17 protein-coding genes are annotated in these 20392 nt (G+C 63.5%); 16 read left to right on the top strand and 1 reads right to left on the bottom strand.

The window, feature by feature from the left end:
* Nucleotides 1-102 precede the first annotated feature (102 nt).
* The 12 genes from NKH38_RS13930 to lepB all read left to right on the top strand — a co-directional run bounded on the left by NKH38_RS13930 (nucleotide 103) and on the right by lepB (nucleotide 14330).
* Nucleotides 103-1890 (top strand): IucA/IucC family protein, encoded by a 1788-nt coding sequence (locus NKH38_RS13930; RefSeq protein WP_352761187.1) that lies wholly within the window; start codon nucleotides 103-105, stop codon nucleotides 1888-1890.
* A complete protein-coding gene (locus tag NKH38_RS13925; RefSeq protein WP_023835221.1) occupies nucleotides 1887-2951 on the top strand; it encodes a GNAT family N-acetyltransferase in 1065 nt (354 codons plus the stop codon). The genes NKH38_RS13930 and NKH38_RS13925 overlap by 4 nt, the downstream gene beginning before the upstream one ends.
* The gene (locus NKH38_RS13920) at nucleotides 2948-4768 is read left to right on the top strand and encodes an IucA/IucC family protein (protein WP_352761178.1); all 1821 of its coding nucleotides are present in this window, start codon (nucleotides 2948-2950) and stop codon (nucleotides 4766-4768) included. The genes NKH38_RS13925 and NKH38_RS13920 overlap by 4 nt, the downstream gene beginning before the upstream one ends.
* Nucleotides 4765-6099, top strand: coding sequence for a lysine N(6)-hydroxylase/L-ornithine N(5)-oxygenase family protein (locus tag NKH38_RS13915; RefSeq protein WP_352543853.1), 1335 nt, complete (start codon nucleotides 4765-4767; stop codon nucleotides 6097-6099). Before NKH38_RS13920 ends, NKH38_RS13915 begins: the two co-directional genes overlap by 4 nt.
* A 110-nt stretch (nucleotides 6100-6209) precedes the next feature.
* Nucleotides 6210-6905, top strand: a complete 696-nt coding sequence (locus tag NKH38_RS13910; RefSeq protein ID WP_352761169.1) for an aspartate/glutamate racemase family protein — start codon at nucleotides 6210-6212, stop codon at nucleotides 6903-6905.
* Nucleotides 6906-7248: 343 nt separating this feature from the next.
* Nucleotides 7249-7644: an AGROH133_08824 family phage infection protein gene (locus NKH38_RS13905; RefSeq protein WP_023736848.1), complete on the top strand. Its 396-nt coding sequence runs from the start codon at nucleotides 7249-7251 to the stop codon at nucleotides 7642-7644.
* 246 nt (nucleotides 7645-7890) lie between these two features.
* On the top strand, nucleotides 7891-8451 hold the full coding sequence (locus NKH38_RS13900) for a F0F1 ATP synthase subunit delta (protein WP_352761160.1): 561 nt from the start codon (nucleotides 7891-7893) through the stop codon (nucleotides 8449-8451).
* Nucleotides 8451-9980 carry a F0F1 ATP synthase subunit alpha gene (gene atpA, locus NKH38_RS13895; RefSeq protein WP_352761154.1) on the top strand — a complete coding sequence of 510 codons (1530 nt, stop codon included), beginning with the start codon at nucleotides 8451-8453 and terminating at the stop codon, nucleotides 9978-9980. The genes NKH38_RS13900 and atpA overlap by 1 nt, the downstream gene beginning before the upstream one ends.
* Nucleotides 9981-10014: 34 nt before the next feature.
* Nucleotides 10015-10899, top strand: a complete 885-nt coding sequence (locus tag NKH38_RS13890) for a F0F1 ATP synthase subunit gamma (protein ID WP_023668672.1) — start codon at nucleotides 10015-10017, stop codon at nucleotides 10897-10899.
* A 70-nt stretch (nucleotides 10900-10969) separates the two neighbouring features.
* The gene (atpD, locus tag NKH38_RS13885) at nucleotides 10970-12541 is read left to right on the top strand and encodes a F0F1 ATP synthase subunit beta (protein WP_023698224.1); all 1572 of its coding nucleotides are present in this window, start codon (nucleotides 10970-10972) and stop codon (nucleotides 12539-12541) included.
* 109 nt (nucleotides 12542-12650) lie between these two features.
* Nucleotides 12651-13058, top strand: coding sequence for a F0F1 ATP synthase subunit epsilon (locus NKH38_RS13880; RefSeq protein ID WP_023668674.1), 408 nt, complete (start codon nucleotides 12651-12653; stop codon nucleotides 13056-13058).
* A 525-nt stretch (nucleotides 13059-13583) separates the two neighbouring features.
* Complete coding sequence (lepB, locus tag NKH38_RS13875; RefSeq protein ID WP_352761401.1) at nucleotides 13584-14330, top strand: signal peptidase I; 747 nt, start codon at nucleotides 13584-13586, stop codon at nucleotides 14328-14330.
* Nucleotides 14331-14358: 28 nt separating this feature from the next.
* On the opposite strand, the gene NKH38_RS13870 is transcribed toward lepB, so the two are convergent.
* Entirely contained in the window at nucleotides 14359-15867 is a 1509-nt protein-coding gene (locus tag NKH38_RS13870) for a mannitol dehydrogenase family protein (RefSeq protein WP_352761140.1), read from the bottom strand.
* A gap of 175 nt (nucleotides 15868-16042) precedes the next feature.
* On the opposite strand from NKH38_RS13870, the gene uxaC reads away from it, so the two are divergent.
* The 4 genes from uxaC to NKH38_RS13850 all read left to right on the top strand — a co-directional run bounded on the left by uxaC (nucleotide 16043) and on the right by NKH38_RS13850 (nucleotide 20383).
* Nucleotides 16043-17452 carry a glucuronate isomerase gene (uxaC, locus tag NKH38_RS13865; protein ID WP_352761135.1) on the top strand — a complete coding sequence of 470 codons (1410 nt, stop codon included), beginning with the start codon at nucleotides 16043-16045 and terminating at the stop codon, nucleotides 17450-17452.
* A gap of 38 nt (nucleotides 17453-17490) precedes the next feature.
* Nucleotides 17491-18468: a TRAP transporter substrate-binding protein gene (locus NKH38_RS13860; protein WP_023668677.1), complete on the top strand. Its 978-nt coding sequence runs from the start codon at nucleotides 17491-17493 to the stop codon at nucleotides 18466-18468.
* A 70-nt stretch (nucleotides 18469-18538) separates the two neighbouring features.
* Entirely contained in the window at nucleotides 18539-19102 is a 564-nt protein-coding gene (locus NKH38_RS13855) for a TRAP transporter small permease (RefSeq protein ID WP_023668678.1), read from the top strand.
* Nucleotides 19103-20383, top strand: a complete 1281-nt coding sequence (locus NKH38_RS13850; RefSeq protein WP_023755526.1) for a TRAP transporter large permease — start codon at nucleotides 19103-19105, stop codon at nucleotides 20381-20383.
* Nucleotides 20384-20392 lie beyond the last annotated feature (9 nt).

Below are 20392 nucleotides of genomic sequence, written 5' to 3'. Positions count from 1 at the left end.
CAAGCTTATTTCTTGTTCAGAATAGATAATCAACAGAAATGTTTAAAGACGACAACGTATAAATGCAATGCATGCAGTTATTGGGATTTATGGGGGATGCACATGGAACAAGTAAAACCAGAATCTTCCTCTGCATTAAGCCCGTTACTCAATGCGTTGCTGCGGGAATGGGATAGCTGGGAATTCGTCGACGCCAGGCAAACCGGGCTGTTTCGGCCGCAGGCAGCCGTGCTGCGTCTGAATTTCCCTGCCTCGCGCGCGGCGGTGCTCGTCGAGGCGCGGCATCGCTCGAAGGTTGGTTACCACGATTTAGCGATGCCGCTCTGGCGCCTCGATACTAGTAACGAGGGGGCCGATGGCGAAGCGACCAAGATCGACCTTTTCAGCCTTTTGGCGCTGATCCTGGCGGATCCCGACATTGCCGGCCGGGCGACAGCGAAAAGCCGACTGACCTTCCTGCGCCGCAGCCTGGCCAGCATCGCCGCAATCGCTGACGCGACTGCGGCGCGTGGATCGTCGCGGCCCTTCTCCGAAGGCGATCCTGATTTCATCGATGCCGAAAGCGCCCTGCGCTTCGGCCATGCCGTGCATCCGGCGCCGATGAGTCGCGAAGAGTTCACGCACACGGATTCCGCGCGCTTCGGGCATGAATACTGCAATGCGTTCAAACTGCGCTGGTGGGCCGTCGACCCGACCATCCTCACTGGAGGCAGCGTCGAGCCGCTAGATGTCACCGAGATGGTCCGCGGGCTTGCCGCCAGCGATCCGCAGCTGCTTGCTCGGGCTGGCAAGCAACAGGGCAAGGTTCTCGTTCCGATGCATCCGTGGCAGGCCGTACGGCTCATGCTGGAAGACCGCGTCGAGCGCCTGTTTCGCGCCGGTCGTATCGTCGATGTTGGGCTCGGCGGACCAGCGTGGCGGGCCACGACCTCGCTGCGCACGGTTCATTCGTCTGAAGCCGAGTGGATGCTGAAATTCTCGCTCAGCCTGCGCCTGACCAATTCCAGGCGCATCGTCGAGGAGCATGAGTGCCGGCGCGGCCTTTCGGTGCACCGGCTGGTCAAGGGCAAGCTCGGCTATGCCTTGCAGCGGCGCTGCCCGACCATGACGGTGCTGGGTGAGCCCGCCTGGTTCGGCCTGCGTGACGAAGACGGCCGGCTGATGACGGATACCATCGTCTCGTTTCGCGAAAATCCGTTTCGCGGCACGGGCAATCCGCCGGCTGCCGTTCTCGGCGCGCTTTGCGAGCGCCATCCCGGCCGTACCGAAAGCCATCTGTCCGACCTGGTCCACCGTATCGCCCGCGACGAGAAGCGACCTGTCGAGGAAACGGCGCGTTTGTGGTTCGAGCGTTTCCTTCATGCCGCCATCGAGCCGTTTATCGTTGCCTTCTCGGAATTCGGCCTGCTGTTCGGCGCCCATCAGCAGAACCTCGTCGTCGGCCTCGCCGGCGGCTGGCCGAATGCGCTCTATTTTCGCGACTGCCAGGGCACCGGGTATGTCGAGGAATTCCTGCCCAGGCTGCGCGAATTCGTGCCCGAGGCTGGTCAGGCGGGCGATCATGTCTTCCCAGCGGAAGCGGCTGCGAAGCTGTTCGGCTACTATCTGGTCGTCAATGGCGCTTTCGCTGCCGTCGCAGCCCTTGCCGCCGCTGGCCTCACCAACGAAGACGATCTGCTGGCGATATTCCGCCGCTCGCTCGAGCGGCTGGCCGCCACGCCGATGGCTGACCGGTCCTGCGTCGACTATTTGCTCAACGCGCCGACGCTGGCTGCCAAGGGCAATTTCCTGATCGCGCTGCGCGACATCAATGAGAACACCGAGGTGACCGATCCGCTGGCAGGTTACGTCGAGCTTCCCAACCCCCTGCATGTGAGAGAATACGCATGAACATCGAGGCTGCGAAGAACTGGTCACCCGCCACCGTCGCCGGCAACGAAGGATGGCAGCATCTGGCCTCGGCCGCGGAGCCGCTCGCCATCCGTGCCGGCGATGGCCATGTCAGCCTGGTCAACGCTGAGGGAACAGCGGTGGGACAGGCCCGCATCTCCATCGCGGATGGCCGCCTGCTCATCGACGATGTCGCGTTCACTGGCGGCCGCCTCGACCAACCGCAAATCCTTGCAGGTCTCGTCGACGCCGCGCTGCGCCTGCATCCTTCCTTCGACCGCGCCTTCCTGCCGGCGGCCAAGACGCTGTGGCCGGTTTCGGCGCTGGCCACCGAGACGGTTCCGGGTGAACCGGAACGCGCCGTCATCCATCGCTCGGTCCTCCGCCAGCTGCCGCTGCTGTGGCGCAGCCAGGCCTCGCATGTCACCTATCCGGCATTGACGACCGCTATCGGCCCGCAAGACCGGCTGCCGCCATTGCGCCAACCGCGCCCCTGCGGCCCGATGTACGAACGCTGGATTGCCGAGATCGGTCTCACCGTGTCGTTGCGGCCGATCGACCGCCGGACCGATCTCGACCTCTTCCATCGCTGGATGAACGATGGCCGTATCGCCTTCTTCTGGGAGCTTGCCCGGGGCCATGAGGAGCTCGACAAATATCTCGCCGAGCAGGAGAGCGATCCGCATATTTTCGGCGTCATCGCCAGCTTCGACGGCGAGCCGACCGGCTATTTCGAGTTCTACTGGGCCAAGGAGGACCGGCTCGGGCCCTATTACGAGCCGCTCGACTGGGACCGCGGCTGGCATGGGCTGATCGGCAATACGCGCCATCTCGGCCGGCCGAAGACGCTGGCTCTGTTCCGTTCCGTCACCCACTATCTGTTCCTCGACGAGCCGCGCACGCAGCGCGTCGTCGGCGAGCCACGCGCAGCGCACCAGAAGATGCTGAGCTATTGCGCCGGCGCCGCCTACGACAAAGTCAAGGAGTTCGACTTCCCGCACAAGCGCGCGGCACTGGTCTGCTGCGAGCGGGAACGCTTCTTCCGCGAGGTGCCGATGTGACGGTGCAGCAACCGATTGCCAAAGCGGGCGAGGCGACACGCTGGGCCGCGATCAACCGCGATGCCGTCGCCAAGGCCATTTCCGAACTGACCTTCGAGGAGTGCCTGTCGCCCCGCGAGCTTTCGCCCGGCCGATGGAAACTGACGCTCGGCCCCGGCTTGACCTATCGCTTTGCCGCGACGCGGCGCCTGTGGGGTCAGATCGCCGTCCGTCCGGAGACGCTGACCCGCGATGCCGGCATCGAGCTGCCGGTCGACGATGCGGTCGCCTTCTTCGCCGACGCGCGCGAGACGCTCGGCATGCCGCCGGCAACATTCTGCACCTATGCGAAGGAGCTTTACAACACGCTGATGGCCGACATGCGGATCGCCAAAGCCCGCGGCAATCGACCAGCCGCCGAACTAGCCGCGCTGCCGGATACCGAGTTGCAGGCATTGCTCGACGGCCATCCGAAGGCGCCCGCCAACAAGGGCCGGCTCGGCTGGGGACGGGACGACTTCGAGCGCTACGCGCCAGAATCGGCCACCGCATTCCAGCTCTTCTGGCTTGCCGCCGCCAGCGATCGCTGCCTGCTGGCGCTTGACTGCGGGCTCGACGAAGAGGCGCTGCTGCAGGCCGCACTCGGCGACTACGAGCGCGCAAGGCTCGAAGCGGCTTTCAGCGCCGCCGGGATCTCGCGATCGACGCATAGGCTGCTGCCGGTCCACCCCTGGCAGTGGCAGGCGATGATCGCCTCGCAATATGGTAGCGAGATCGCTGCCGGCCGGCTGGTGCCGCTTGGCCAGTTCGGCGACGCGTTCCTGCCCTTGCAGTCGCTGCGCACGCTTGCCAATGTGGCACGGCCCGAGGCGCTGCATGTCAAGCTGCCGCTGACCATCCTCAACACCTCAGCGTGGCGCGGCGTGCCGGGCAAATACATGGCGATCGGCGCCGATCTGTCGCGCTGGCTGGCCACGGTGGCGGCCGCGGACCCGGTGCTCAAGGACGTCAAGGTGCTGAAGGAAGTCGCCGGCGCCTTCTATCCGCATCCGCACTATACCGGCGTTGAAGGCGCGCCCTATCAGTTTTGCGAGATGCTGGGCGCCATATGGCGCGAAAGCCCCGAAAAGGATCTGACAGCGGGCCAGCGGCCGATGATGATGGGCGCCCTGCCGCAGCGCGACGCGCATGGCAGGCCGATCGCCAGCGCCCTGATCGAGCAGTCCGGCCTTGGTCCGGAGGCATGGCTCGATCGCCTGTTCTCCACGGCCTTCGTGCCGCTCTACCACTTCATGTGCCGTTACGGCGTCGGCTTCATCGCCCATGGCCAGAACGTCACCATCATCCTCGACGGAGCGACGCCTCTCGGCGTGGCGGTCAAGGACTTTCAGGGCGACCTCGACCTCGTCGACCAGCCGTTTCCCGAACTGGCCGGCCTCGACCCCAAAATCCTGTCGACGCTGAAGCGCCGGCCGCCGGCACATCTTCTCCAGCATTTGCAGACGGGACACATCGTCAGCGTTCTGCGCTTCCTTTCCGAGGCGCTGGCCGCCTATGACCGCTTCGACGAGAGGACTTTCTACGCCATCCTGGCCGGCGCCATCCGGCGCTACCAGGCGCAGAACCCGGATCTGTCGGAACGGTTCGCGCTCTTCGATCTGTTTGCTCCGAAGATCCCACGCATCGCCATCAACAAGGTGCGCTTTGCCATCGGCTACGGCGACAGCGGCGAACGCCCTCTGCCTGACCTTGGCACACCGCTCGACAATCCGCTTAACCCCGAGTCAGCCCGGCGATCTCCCAGCAGCCCAGCCAGCTCCATAAGGAGTTCGCCATGACCCATACGCTTGACCTCGCAGGCATCGGCATCGGGCCGTTCAATCTCAGCCTCGCCGCCCATCTCGATGCGGTGGACGGCGTCGAAGCGCGCTTCTTCGATCGGGCGACGCGGCTCGAATGGCACCCGGGCATGATGCTGCCGGGCGTCGAACTGCAGACATCCTTCCTCAAGGATCTCGTCACCGCGACGCATCCGACCAGCCCATGGTCGTTCATGTCCTATCTGGTCGCGCAGAAGCGGTTCTATGAATTCCTCAACGCGGATTTCTCAGCCATCCCGCGGCCGGAATTCGCCCGCTATCTCGGATGGGTCGGCGAGAACTTGTCTTCGCTGCGCTTCGCCAGCGCCGTCGACCGGATCGACTTCGACGGAACGAATTTCAGGCTGCGTATCGGCCGCGAGCAGGTGAACGCGCGCAATCTCGCCATTGCCGTCGGGCTGGTGCCCAACATCCCCGCCTGGGCGCGGGCGGCGGCCTCCGATCAATGCTTCCACAACGCCCAGGCCGCCAATCGCCTCGATCGCCTGAGCGGACAGCGTGTCGCCGTGATCGGCGGTGGCCAGAGCGGCGCCGAAGTGCTTCTGCATCTGATCTCCTCCGACCGCTTCGCCGGCCGCGAAATCGAGTGGATCTCGATGCGGCCGAATTTCCTGCCACTGGACGACTCGCCTTTCACCGACGAACTCTTCACGCCGGGCTATGTCGAAAACTTCCATCGGCTGCCGCAAGGGCGGCGCGAGACGATCCTGGAACAGCAGCTGCTTGCCGGTGACGGCGCATCGGCGAGCACGCTGAAGGCGATCTATCGCCAGGTTTACACGCTGCGGCACCTCTCGGAAGAAACGACGGCGGTCAACATGACGCCGCACCGCGAAGTGCTGAACGTGACGCGGGAAGGCAGCGAATACCGGCTGATCATGCGCAACGGCTTCGACGGCGCCATCGAGACGCGCACCGTCGATGCGGTGGTTCTGGCCACCGGCTATGCCTTTGCCATTCCTGATTGCATGGCGCCGCTCATGAACAGGATCGCGCTGGACGAGCGCGGTCATTACAGGCTCAACGCCAGCTTCGAGGTCGAATGGGACGGGCCCGACGACCGCCGGATCTACGCGCTCAATGCCGGCCGGCTCAGCCATGGCATAGCCGAGCCGCAGCTCAGCCTGATGGCTTGGCGCAGCGCCAAGATCGTCAATTCGCTGCTCGGGCGGGCACAGTTCGATCTCGATCTGCCCGATCCGCCGGTTGCCTGGAGTTCAAGGCACACGACACAAAGCCTGCATCATCTCGGCGCCAATGCGAGGATGACCGAATCGGGCGCGCGGTGATGTTTGTGGAGGCGGGCCGAAGAGCGTGGTACGGCGCGCGTTAAGATTGACATCGACCCGTAAAGCTTTTCTGTGAGAGAGATCGTTCGGTCCTGCTGGAGGCTCAGCGAATGAAAACCCTTGGCCTCATCGGCGGCATGAGCTGGGAATCGACCGCAATCTATTATCGCCTGCTCAACGAGATCGTGCGCGAGCGGCTGGGCGGGCTGCATTCGGCAAAGCTGCTACTCCATTCCTTCGATTTCGCCGAGATCGCCGAGCGGCAGCATCATGGCGACTGGGACGGTGCGGGTGTGCTGCTGTCGGATGCCGCGCGCAAGCTGGAGGCGGGCGGCGCCGAGGGTCTGCTGATCTGCACCAACACCATGCACAAGCTCGCCGACCGGGTGCAGGCGGCGGTGTCGATCCCGCTTATCCACATTGCCGACGCCACGGCCGTCGCGGTCAAGGGCGCCGGCGTCAAGCGGCCGGCGCTGCTGGCGACCCGCTTCACCATGGAGCAGGATTTCTACAAAGGCCGGCTGACGGAGAAATACGGGCTGCAGCCCGTGGTGCCGAACCAGGCCGGGCGCGACATGGTGCACCAGGTAATCTACGACGAGCTCTGCCAGGGCATCGTCAGCGCGGCATCGAAGGCGGCCTATATCGACGAGGTGGCCCGTCTGCGACGCGATGAGAAGATCGATGGCGTCATCATGGGCTGCACCGAGATCACCATGTTGATTGGCGAGCGCGATTTCGACATTCCGGTGTTCGACACCACGCGCATCCATGCTGAGGCGGCGGTCGCATTCATGCTGCCCTGAAGGGCCAAAACAGAGATCAGGGCTGGGCGGCCACGGCGACATTGCCGCTGCGGACAACTTTCAGCTTCCATCGATCTGCTTCCGTGCCGGCCAGATTGAGGTGCCTGGTCAGGAAATAAGGGCGATCGGTGTCGGGGCCTTTGGCTGTGCAAAACCGGTCCTGCAGATAGGAGGGAGGCGTCGCCTGATAATACAGGTTGGCCCCGATGCTGGCCGGACGCGCGCGCGGCCTAAACAGCCTTCCGCTCCTTCACGAATTGCGCGCCGAAACTGCCGCGCGCTTGACTTCTTTTTGCAGCGACATTCAATACATCCGGCATTGCTGTGAGGGGATGAAAGCAAGATGGAATTTGCGTTTCCGTGGCCGACCAGCCAGGGCGAATGGCTGGCTTGGTCCAGCGCCGTCGTCACCTTGGCGCTCGGTCTGCTGTTTTTCCTCGCGCCAGGGCTGGCATTTCGGATTCTGCGGCTGCAGGTCCGGCCCGAAAGGGGAGCGGCAATCGCGGAAGGGCGCGGCCGCATGTCGGGCTTCTATCTCGGCGTCAGCCTGTGCTGCATTCTGTTGGCGCAGCCGTGGCTCTATATGGCACTCGGCTTTTCCTGGCTGTTCACCGCTTTTGGCCGTTTGCTGTCGATGATGTCGGACGGCGCCAACACGCCTTTCAACTGGGCGTCGATCGTCGTCGAACTCGTCCTGGCCGCGTTGCCGCTCGCCTTCGTCTTCGGCTTTCTGCCCTGAATCGGCAGCCAATCCAAAGGCTTCAGTTGAACTCTACGGCCGGATGCGACAATAGTGCCCGAAAAGCATGCGGAACGACGCATTGCGGTCTTAAAATGCCTGTGCTAGACGGCAATCGACTTTCGGCCGGGGATAGCGGAAGCCGCGCCTCCGTGCTTGGAAAAACTTAGTAAGGTCAAAGATTTAGCCAGAGTTTTTGCTCGCGCCAACAATCTGCGGCCCCTCAGACAAGAGAAAAGACGGTCCGTGGCTCAATCGTCATCGCAAATCTCAGGTGTCGCAGAACGCTACGCGGGTTCGCTGTTCGAACTTGCGCTGCAGTCGAATTCGGTGGCCAAGGTCGAGGCCGACCTCAACAGTTTCGCCAAGATGCTGGATGACAGCGCCGACCTGACGCGCCTCATCAACAGCCCGGTGTTCTCCAGCGAGGACCAGGCCAAGGCAATCGCGTCGATCGCCGACAAGGCCGGCATCACCGGCCTGACCGGCAATTTTCTGCGCGTCGTCGCCCGCAACCGCCGGCTCTTCGCGGTGCCCGGCATGATCAAGGCATTTCGCCGGATTTCCGCCGAACAGCGCGGTGAGACATCAGCGGAGGTCACTTCGGCGCATGAACTGACGGCTGCCCAGCAGACGGAACTCAAGGCCGCGCTGAAAAGCGTCGCCGGCAAGGACGTAGCCATCACTGTTACCGTCGATCCGTCGCTGCTCGGCGGGCTGGTGGTCAAGATGGGCTCGCGCCAGATCGATACGTCGCTCAAAACCAAACTCAATTCGCTCAAGCTTGCACTGAAAGAGGTCGGCTGATGGACATCCGCGCCGCGGAAATTTCCGCAATTCTCAAAGACCAGATCAATAATTTCGGCAAGGAGGCCGAGGTCTCCGAAGTCGGCCAGGTGCTGTCCGTCGGTGACGGTATCGCTCGCGTCTACGGCCTCGACAATGTCCAGGCCGGCGAAATGGTCGAGTTCCCCGGCGGCATCCGCGGCATGGCGCTCAACCTCGAAGCCGACAATGTCGGCGTCGTCATCTTCGGCGCCGACCGCGACATCAAGGAAGGCGACGTCGTCAAGCGCACCGGCGCCATCGTCGATACGCCTGTCGGCATGGGCCTGCTCGGCCGCGTCGTCGACGCGCTCGGCAATCCGATCGACGGCAAGGGCCCGATCAAGGCGACCGAACGCAAGCGCGTGGACGTCAAGGCGCCAGGCATCATCCCGCGCAAGTCGGTCAACGAGCCGATGTCGACCGGCCTCAAGGCCATCGATGCGCTGATCCCTGTTGGCCGCGGCCAGCGCGAGCTGGTCATCGGCGATCGCCAGACCGGAAAGACCGCGATCATCCTCGACACGATGCTCAACCAGAAGGCCGTGCACGACAACGGACCGGAAAAGGAAAAGCTCTACTGCGTCTATGTCGCCATCGGGCAGAAGCGCTCAACGGTCGCGCAGTTCGTGAAGGTTCTCGAAGAGCGCGGCGCGCTTGAATATTCGATCATCGTCGCCGCCACCGCTTCCGATCCGGCGCCGATGCAGTTCCTGGCGCCGTTCACCGGCGCCACTATGGGCGAATATTTCCGCGACAACGGCATGCATGCGCTGATCAGCTATGACGATCTGTCGAAGCAGGCCGTCGCCTATCGCCAGATGTCGCTCTTGCTGCGCCGCCCGCCGGGTCGCGAAGCCTATCCGGGCGACGTGTTCTACCTGCATTCGCGCCTGCTCGAGCGCGCCGCCAAGCTCAACGACGATCTGGGCGGCGGTTCGCTGACCGCGCTGCCGATCATCGAGACGCAGGCCAACGACGTGTCGGCCTACATCCCGACCAACGTGATCTCGATCACCGACGGCCAGATCTTCCTCGAAACCAACCTGTTCTTCCAGGGCATCCGTCCGGCGGTCAACGTCGGCCTGTCGGTGTCGCGCGTCGGTTCGTCGGCGCAAATCAAGGCGATGAAGCAGGTCGCCGGCTCGATCAAGGGCGAGCTCGCGCAGTACCGCGAAATGGCTGCGTTCGCGCAGTTCGGCTCCGATCTCGACGCCGCCACGCAGCGCCTGCTCAACCGCGGCTCGCGCCTGACCGAACTGTTGAAGCAGCCGCAGTTCTCGCCCCTCAAGGTCGAGGAGCAGGTCACGGTGATCTTCGCCGGCGTCAACGGCTATCTCGACAAGCTGGCGCTGAACCAGGTCGGCAAGTTCGAGCACGGCCTGCTCAGCCATATGCGCTCGGCCGGCAAGGACGTGCTGGACGGCATCCGCAAGGAAAAGGCACTGTCGGACGATCTGCGCGCCAAGCTGAAGGCCGAGATCGACGCCTTCGCCAAGACCTTCGCTTGAGAAGAAGCCGGACGCTCGGGATCAGGTTTGAAGCATGCCTTCATTAAAAGACCTTCGTAACCGTATCGCCTCGGTCAAGGCGACGCAGAAGATCACCAAGGCGATGCAGATGGTCGCCGCGGCGAAGCTGCGCCGCGCGCAGGAAGCAGCGGAGGCGGCGCGTCCCTATTCCGAGCGGATGGGTGCGGTGCTGGCCAATATCACGCAGGCGATCGGCGGCGGCGGCGATGCCCCGGCGCTGATGACCGGCACCGGCAAGGACGATGTGCATCTGCTCGTCGTCTGCACCGCCGAGCGCGGCCTGTGCGGCGGCTTCAACTCGCAGATCGCACGTCTGGCCCGCGACCATATCCGCCGGCTGCTGGCCGACGGCAAGCAGGTCAAGATCATCTGCGTCGGCAAGAAGGGTTTCGACATTCTGCGCCGAGACTATGCCTCGCTGATTATCGACCGCGTCGACCTCCGCGATGTCAAGAAGCTCGGCTTCGTCAATGCCGATGCGATCGCCCGTAAGATCATCCATCTGTTCGGCGAAGGCGGCTTCGATATCTGCACGCTGTTTTATTCGCAGTTCAAGTCGGTGATCAGCCAGATTCCGACCGCGCAGCAGATCATTCCTGCCGGCGTGGCTTCCGCTCCCGCCGAAGCGACCGCCGGTGGCAATGCCGTCTACGAATACGAGCCGGAGCCGGGCGAGATCCTCACCGATCTCATTCCGCGCAACATCTCGGTCCAGGTCTTCCGCGCGCTGCTCGAAAACGCAGCCGGCGAGATGGGCGCCAAAATGAGCGCCATGGACAATGCAACGCGCAATGCCGGCGACATGATCAACAAACTGTCGATCACCTATAACCGCCAGCGGCAGGCGCAGATCACCAAGGAACTGATCGAAATCATTTCGGGCGCCGAAGCGCTCTAGGCGCGACCGCCAGGAGGTCATCGACCTTCTGATGGAGCGTGAGAAACAAAGGACGAGAAGGGTAAAGACGATGGCGAAAGCAGCGACCCCCGCGAAGACGGCCCCCAAGGCGGCCGCAAAGGCTCCGGCAGCAGCGGCGAAGGCCGCTCCGGCCAAGAAGGCGGCCGCGCCCGCCAAGGCCGCGGCCCCGGCAGTGAAGACGACGAGCGTTGCCGTCAAGAAGACCGGCGCCATCGGCAAGGTTCGCCAGGTCATCGGCGCCGTCGTCGACGTGCAGTTCGGCGATCATCTGCCGGCCATTTTGAACGCCATCGAAACCTCCAATGTCGGCAACCGCCTGGTGCTCGAAGTTGCCCAGCATCTGGGCGAAAACACCGTGCGCTGTATCGCCATGGATTCCACCGAAGGCCTGGTTCGCGGCCAGGACGTCTATGACACCGGCGCGCCGATCACCGTTCCGGTCGGCCCGGGCATGCTCGGCCGCATCATCAACGTCATCGGCGAGCCGGTCGACGAAGAAGGCCCGGTCGACGGCATCGAGATGCGCGCCATCCACCAGCCGGCGCCTACCTATGTCGAACAGTCGACGGAAGCGCAGATCCTGATCACCGGCATCAAGGTGCTCGACCTTCTGGCGCCCTACGCCCGCGGAGGCAAGATCGGCCTGTTCGGCGGCGCCGGCGTCGGCAAGACGGTTCTGATCCAGGAGCTGATCAACAACGTCGCCAAGGCGCATGGCGGCTTCTCGGTCTTCGCCGGCGTCGGCGAGCGCACCCGCGAGGGCAACGATCTTTATCACGAGTTCATCGAGTCCGGCGTCAACAAGAAGGGCGGCGGCGAAGGCTCCAAGGCGGCACTGGTCTATGGCCAGATGAACGAGCCGCCGGGCGCGCGTGCCCGCGTCGGCCTGACCGGCCTGACGGTCGCCGAATATTTCCGCGACCAGGGCCAGGACGTGCTGTTCTTCGTCGACAACATCTTCCGCTTCACGCAGGCCGGTTCTGAAGTGTCGGCGCTGCTCGGCCGTATTCCTTCGGCCGTGGGTTACCAGCCAACGCTGGCCACCGACATGGGTGCGCTGCAGGAACGCATCACCACAACGACCAAGGGTTCGATCACTTCGGTGCAGGCGATCTACGTGCCGGCCGACGATTTGACCGACCCGGCGCCTGCGACCTCGTTCGCCCACCTGGACGCGACGACCGTGCTCAACCGCGCGATCTCGGAAAAGGGCATCTACCCCGCCGTCGATCCGCTCGACTCGACCTCGCGCATGCTCGATCCGCTGGTCGTCGGCGAGGAGCACTATGCCGTCGCCCGCCAGGTGCAGTCGATCCTCCAGCGCTATAAGTCGCTGCAGGACATTATCGCCATCCTTGGCATGGATGAGCTGTCGGAAGAGGACAAGCAGACGGTGGCCCGCGCCCGCAAGATCGAGCGCTTCCTGTCGCAGCCGTTCTTCGTCGCCGAAGTGTTTACGGGTGCGCCGGGCAAGCTGGTCGACCTCGCCGACACAATCAAGGGCTTCAAGGGCCTCTGCAACGGCGACTACGATCACCTGCCGGAAGCCGCCTTCTACATGGTCGGCGGCATCGACGAAGCGGTCGAGAAGGCTCAGCGCCTGGCGGCTGAAGCAGCGTAATCAAGGCAATAGGGAGTAGTCAGTAGTCAGTAGTGAATAGCGGCCGGGTGATCAGGACAGCTGTCCTCTCCCTACTCCCCACTCACTATTCCCTACTCACTAAATTGACATGGCTGAAGCTTTCAAGTTCGAACTGGTCTCGCCGGAGCGCCTCCTGGTTTCCGAGCAGGTCGAGTCCGTCGTCATTCCAGGCGCCGAAGGTGAAATGACGGTCATGGCGCACCATGCGCCAGTCATGACCACGATCAAGCCGGGCGTCGTCACGCTGAAGACCGCCGGCGGCAAGGAAGAGCGCTATGTGGTGTTCGGCGGCTTTGCCGACATCGTCCCTGCCGGCTGCACGCTGCTCGCCGAATCGGCGGTCGCCGTCGGCGATATCGACCGCGCCGATCTCGCCCGCCGCATCCAGGAAGCCAAGGAAGACGCCGCCGACGCCAAGGACGACCAGAGCCGCAGCAAGGCGGAGCAGTTCCTTAGCCAGCTTACCACGCTCGAAGGCGCGCTGCTGCCGGCGTAAGCCGCAGAATGACTTGAAGAAAAGGCCGGGCTCAGCCCGGCTTTTTTGTTGCGGCCGCCATCCTGGATCGTCTCGCATAGGCGCAGGGCCTTGGCGGGATTTCAGGGCGGGCAGCCAGCATGATCAGATCGGGTGGCGGCATGCCGGCTGCCAGTCAGGGCGAGATGAGCTTGTATTAGGCGATGGCGCCGGCGGAACCGCGATTTGGCTGCGGCGGTACAGTCGGATCGGGGCTTGCCCCTGCTTTCTGGTTGTTCGACAGTCCGGCTGTCTATCGATTTGGGGTGGCCGATGACGGAACAGACAACGCAACCGGAAGCGGCCTCGCGATCCCGGTGGACGACGGCGCTGATCGCGGCCTTTGGCGGTCCGTTCGGCGGGTTCCTTTGGGTCGGCGCCGGCCGGCCGGCGGTTGCCAGCCTGGTGGTGATCAGCGCCATAAGCATTGCGCTGACATATGTGGGATTCCCGGTTCTGCCGGGGGTCGATCTCGCCTGGCTGGTGGATCTCTCCAGTTTAGGTCTCATGGTCCTGTGGGTAGCGCTCGTCGTGCCTTTCGCGTCACGATACAGACCGAACCGGTGGTATTCACACGGCCTTTCGGTGCTGCTGTTGGCCGTGCTGACCTCCTACGGAGCCGCGTTAGCGATCCGCACATTCCTCTTCCAGCCGTTTTCGACCCCGGCAGGCAGCATGACACCAACGCTGGAACTCGGCGACTATTTCTTCGTCTCGAAGTTTGCCTATGGTTACAGCCGCTACAGTGTTCCTCTTGGGCTGCTGCCCTTCGAAGGCCGGATCTTTGCCGCCGAGCCGAAGCGCGGAGATATTGTGGTGTTCAAATTTCCTGCGGATCCGAGCATCGACTACGTCAAGCGGGTCGTTGGACTGCCGGGCGACAAAATCCAGATGGTCGACGGAATCCTTCGCATCAATGGTGTGGCGGTCAAACTCGAGGATGTTGGTCCGTACAGCTCCGAGGACTCTCCCCAAAGCGCCAGACTGCAACGTGAAACCCTCCCCAACGGCGTTTCCTATTCCGTCATCAGTCTTACGGACAATTCAATAACCGACAACACGCGGGTGTTCGACGTGCCCGAAGGCCACTATTTCGCGCTTGGCGACAACAGGGATAATTCCTCCGATAGCCGGCTCAGTGTCGGCTTCGTTCCTGCCGAAAACCTGGTCGGCAAGGCAGTGCGACTGTTCTGGAATTCGCAAGGCACGGAGTATTCGTCGCGGCAGAGGCTGGACGCTCCGGCGGGACAATAGGCTTGAAATGGGCGGTTCCGGACCAGCTTCAGCCTACGTTTGTCGGCTCCGGTATGCCGAGCGCTGAGAGCGCAAGCACGATCCCGCCTTGCAGGATATGCTCGCGATGAGCGGCGACCAGTTCGATCAGCGTCTGCCGCTCGGGCTTGCCGCTGGCGAAGCCGGCCCAGTCGAACACCGCCGCTACTCGTTCCAGCATCCGTCGTTCGTCGAGCGCCGCCAGCGCCGCGTCGAGCGGATCGGTAAAGTGGGCTTCCGGCAGGTCCTTGCCGCGCGCCTCGCAGGCGGCGATCCAGGCGGCGATCACCAGCGTCAGATGCTCCGGGACCAGGCCGGCCTGGATGCATTCGATGGCGGTAGCGACAATGCGCTGCGGCAATTTCTGGCTGCCGTCATTGGCGATCTGCGCGGTGCGGTGGGCCAGCGCGGTGTTGGAGAAACGTTCGGCAAGTTCGGCCGTATAGGCTGACGTGTCGAGCCCGGCATCCCCAGGCAATGTCGGGATGGCCTCGGCCCAGAGCCGGTCGACGAACGCGCGGATCGCGGGATCCGCGAAGGCGCGGTCGACGGTGACGTGGCCGCTGAGCAGGCCGATATAGGCGATGCCCGAATGGGCGCCGTTGAGCAGCCGAAGCTTCATGTCCTCGAACGGCCGGACATCCTCGACCATGGTGACGCCGAATTTCTCCCAGGCCGGGCGGCCGGCTGGAAACCTGTTTTCGATCACCCATTGCCGGAACGGTTCGGTCATCACCGGCCAGGCGTCCTCGCGGCCGAGTTCGACCGCGATGCGCGCCCGGTCGGCATCGGTGGTTGCCGGCACGATGCGGTCGACCATGCTCGATGGGAATGCAACGTCATCGGCTATATGACCGGCGAGGGCAGCGTCGCCTGAAGCAGCAGCGCCGGCATCGCGCAGTTTTGCAAACCCGACCAGCAGCCGGTGCAGCGTGGCGCCATTGGCCGGCAGGTTGTCGCAGCAAAGCACGGTGAAGGGCGGCGTGCCGGCGGCCCGGCGTCGCACCAGCGCTTCCGCCAGGAATCCATGCGCTGTCCTGGGAGATCCGGGATTGCCCAGATCGTGGACGATATCGGGATGGTTTTCGTCGAGGCTGCCGTCGGCGGCCCTGAGATAGGCCTTTTCGGTGATGGTCAGGGTGACGATGCGGGTGCGCGGGTCGGTCAGCGCGGCCAGCACCGCGCCGGGGTCTTCCGGCGCGACCAGCATCGACTGGATCGAGCCGATAATGTGCAGCGCTTCGCCATCGCTGCCGCGCACCGCCAGCGTGTAGAGCCCGTCCTGTGGCGTCAGCGCATCGCGCGTGTAGGGGCTGCGCAGCGAGACGCCGACAATGCCCCAGCCGGTCTCGCCGGCCGCTAGGCAGTCATCGACATAGGCGGCCTGATGGGCACGGTGGAAGGCTCCAACGCCGAGATGGACGATGCCTGGGGCGACACTGGCGCGATCATAGGGGGGGACCGCGACCGAGGCCGGCAAGGATTGCACTGTTGCGTTGGAAAGGCGTCTGCTGGTCATGGCGCGGCTTGTCGCTGGATGGTGTGCGGGGCGGGATCTGCTAGCGGCGTAACATCCGCTCTTCCGCCGCACAATGACCTGACGCCGGTTAAAAGTCATCATACAACAATCCAGTTTTTGTATGTTGACATTATTTCTTTCCAATCCTACCGATATCGCCCCTGGGAGGAACGACGTGGCGGGACTGACCGATCCGGATCTGCTTTTTGCCGCCGAAGGGCGCGCGCTGTCGATCGCGCGCGATCTCCATGCCGGCATCAAGGACCTGCCGATCATCAGCCCGCACGGCCACACCGATCCGCGTTGGTATGCGCTCAACGAACCATTCCCCGATCCCGCGCAATTGCTGGTGGTGCCCGACCACTACATTTTCCGTATGCTGTTCAGCCAGGGCGTGCGGCTGGAAGATCTCGGCGTCCCGACCCTCGACGGCTCGCCGGTCGAGACCGATCCCAGGGCGATCTGGCGGCGCTTCGCCGAGCACTATTACCTCTTCCGCGGCACGCCGACGCGGTTGTGGCTCGACCATGTGCTCGAGCATCTGTTCGGCATCGAAGAGCCGCTCAACGCCAGCACCGCTAGCCGCCATTACGACACCATCGCGGCGCTTTTGCAGCGCGACGATTATCGCCCACGCGCGCTGTTCGAGCGCTTCAACATCGAGGTCATCGCGACGACCGAGGGCGCACTCGACGATCTCCAATGGCACAAGACGATCCGCGACAGCGGCTGGCAGGGCCGCGTCGTCACTGCCTACAGGCCGGATGCCGTCGTCGATCCCGACTTCGAAGGATTTTCTGCCAATCTCGATCGCCTGGGCGAGATCGCCGGCTGCGACACCCGCACATGGGTCGGCTATCTCGACGCGCATCGCCAGCGCCGCGCCTTCTTCAAAAGTTTCGGCGCAACCTCGTCGGATCACGGCCATCCGACGGCCGAGACCGCCAATCTTTCCGATGCGGCGGCGGAAGAGCTGTTCAACCGCATCCGCCGCGGCTCGGACGACGAGCGCGAGCGCAAGCTGTTTCGCGCCCAGATGCTGACCGAAATGGCCAAGATGAGCCGCGACGACGGGCTGGTCATGCAGATCCATCCCGGCTCATGGCGCAACCACTCGCCTGGTGTTTTCCAAAAATTCGGCCGCGACAAAGGCTTCGATATTCCGACCCGCACCGACTATGCCGCGGCGCTCAAACCCTTGCTCGACTGCGTCGGGCTGGAGCGCGACCTCTCCATCATTCTGTTCACGCTCGACGAGACCAGCTACGCGCGCGAACTGGCGCCGCTGGCCGGCGTCTATCCGGCGTTGAAGCTCGGGCCGGCCTGGTGGTTCCACGACAGTCCGGAAGGCATGCGCCGGTTCCGCGAGATGACCACCGAGACCGCCGGCTTCTACAACACCGTCGGCTTCAACGATGACACCCGTGCCTTTCCGTCGATTCCCGCCCGTCACGATGTGGCGCGCCGGGTTGACTGCGCCTTTCTCGCCCGTCTCGTCGCCGAGCACCGGCTGCGTGAGGACGAGGCGCATGAGCTGGCGCGGGAGCTTGCCTACACGCTTGCCAAGAAGGCGTACCGGCTGTGAGCCGGGCGCGTGGAATTTTAAAAGGGAGGAAGACAGTCATGTTGCATTTTTCAAAACTGGTGGCAGCCACATTCGCCTTCGGCTCGCTGATGATCGGCGTTGCCGGCGCCCAGACCGTACTGCGCTCGGCTGACACCCATCCGGACGGGTATCCGACCGTCGAGGCGGTCAAATATCTCGGCGAGCTCATCAAGGAGCGCACTGCCGGCCGCTATTCGGTCGAGGTCTATCATTCGGCGCAGCTCGGCGAGGAAAAGGACACGATCGAGCAGACGCAGACCGGTGTCATCGATCTGAACCGCGTCTCGATGGGTCCGTTCAACGGCATCGTGCCGGAAACCGCGGTGCCGTCGCTGCCCTACATGTTCCGTTCGGTCGAGCACATGCGCCATGTCATGGACGGGCCGATCGGCGACGAGATCCTCAAGGCCTTCGAGACGCATGATCTGGTCGGCCTTGCCTTCTACGATTCCGGCGCCCGTTCCTTCTACAACACCAAGAAGGACATCACCTCGATCGCCGATCTGAAAGGCATGAAGTTCCGCGTCATCCAGTCCGACGTGTTCGTCGACATGGTCAACGCGCTTGGCGCAAATGCCACGCCGATGGCCTATGGCGAGGTCTATTCGGCGCTCGAAACCGGCGTCATCGACGGCGCCGAGAACAACTGGCCCAGCTTCGAATCCGCCAAGCACTACGAAGTCGCCAAGCACTATACCGTCGACCAGCACCAGATCGTGCCGGAAGTGCTGGTGATGTCGAAATCGAGCTGGGACAGACTGACGCCGGAAGACCAGGCGATCGTCAAGCAGGCGGCCAAGGATAGCGTCGTCAAGATGCGCGAATTGTGGGACGCGCAGGAGAAGAAGTCGCGAGAGATCGTCGAGAAGGCCGGCGTCAAGGTCAGCGAGATCGACAAGCAGCCGCTGATCGATGCGATGAAGCCGGTCTACGACAAGTATCTGAAGACGCCGGAGCTCAAGGACCTCGCGACGCGCATCCAGGCGACCAAGTGATTTTCTGGCGGGGCGGCATGGCGCCGCCCCGCCAATCGCTTTTAGGGGACGGAAAGACCGGGAGGATCGGATGACTGCGGGAACGGCCAGGAGCGGAGCGCCACCGCGCTTCAGCGCGGTGCTTTCGAAGATTTGCGACGGTGCGCTCTATCTCGCGGGCATCGGGATGGTCGCCATGACCGCGCTTGTTGCCTACCAGGTGTTTTCCCGCTTCGTGCTCAACGCGTCACCGAGCTGGACCGAAGTCACCGCCATCATGCTGATGAACTGGTTCATCTTCCTGGGCGCTGCCGTCGGCGTGCGCGAGAATTACCATATGGGCTTCGACGTGCTGCTCTATATCCTGCCCAAGGGCAGCAAATGGGCGCTGCGCACCCTGTCCGACCTGATCGCGTTTGGCTTCGGCTTCGGCATGGTCTGGTACGGCTGCAAGCTGGTCGGGCTGACCTGGCACACTGTCATCCCGGCGCTCGAACTTCCCGGCGGTTTCGACTATCTGCCGCTGGTTGCCGGCGGCTTTCTGATCTGCCTGTTCTCGGCCGAACGCATCGCGCTGCGCTGGTCCGGCGCCGACATCGACAAGGATATCAATCTCGAAGAAGTGCCGGAAATGCCGGCCGTGCAGGAGGCCTAGATGGAACTCTGGATCCTGTTTGGCGTCTTCACGCTTTTGATGTTTGCCGGCACGCCGATCGCCTTTTGCCTGGGTGCGGCGTCCTTCGCCACCGTGCTTTATCTCGGCCTGCCGCCCCTGGTGGTGTTCCAGCAATTGAAGTCGGGCATGTCGGCGTTCTCGCTGATGGCGATCCCGTTCTTCATCTTTGCCGGCGACCTGATGGTGCGCGGCGGCATCGCGCAGCGCATCGTTTCCTTTGCCGGCTCGCTGGTCGGTCATGTCCGCGGTGGGCTCGGTCAGGTCAACATCATCGCCGCGACGTTGTTCGGCGGCATTTCCGGCTCGGCTGTGGCGGAAGCCGCTGCCGTCGGCGGGCTGATGATCCCGCAGATGAAAGCGCGCGGCTACGGCGCCGACTATGCCGTCAACGTCACCTCGATGGCGGCGCTGATCGCGCTGCTTCTGCCGCCGTCGCAGAACATGATCATCTATTCGATCGCCGGCGGCGGCAAGATTTCGATCGCCGACCTGTTCACCGCCGGTATCCTGCCTGGTCTGCTGTTCGCCGCTTCGCTGATGGTCACCGCCTATTTCGTCGCCCGCAGCCGCGGCTACCCGGTCGAGGCTTTTCCCGGCTTGTCGCGTGTCGGCCAGCTGGCGGTCATCGCCATCCCCGGACTTCTGCTCATCGGGATCATCTTCGGCGGCGTTCGCTCGGGCGTTTTCACGGCGACGGAAAGCTCCTGCATCGCCATCATCTACGCTTTGCTGGTCACCGTCTTCGTCTACCGGTCGATGGCCTGGGGCGATTTCGTCCATGCCACAAAGGGCGCGGTGCGCACGACCTCAATGGTGCTGCTGATCATCGGCACGGCGGCCTCGTTCAGCTGGCTGATGGCCTATCTCAAAGTGCCGGTGCTGCTGATCGCAGGCATGAACGCCATCTCCACCGATCCGCTGGTGGTGCTGCTTCTGCTCAACGTCCTGATGCTGCTGCTCGGCACCTTCATGGACATGGGGCCGATGATCATCATCTGCACGCCGATCTTCCTGCCGCTGGTCACCCATTACGGCGTCGACCCCGTGCATTTCGGCGTCATCACCATCCTCAATCTCGGCATTGGCCTCAACACGCCACCGGTCGGCACGGTGCAGTTCGTCGCCTGTGCCGTCGGCAAGATTACGGTCTGGGAAGCGATGCGCTCGATCTGGCCGTTCTATGGCGCGGGCATCGTGGTTCTGGGGCTGGTGACCTATATTCCGGCGATTTCGCTCTGGTTGCCGAGCGTGTTCAAATAGGCGTCTTCA

This window comes from Mesorhizobium sp. M1078 (genome assembly GCF_040318615.1).
GTDB lineage: Bacteria > Pseudomonadota > Alphaproteobacteria > Rhizobiales > Rhizobiaceae > Mesorhizobium.
Note: the sequence above shows the minus strand (reverse complement) of the source record. Positions and strands in the feature narration are given on the sequence as shown.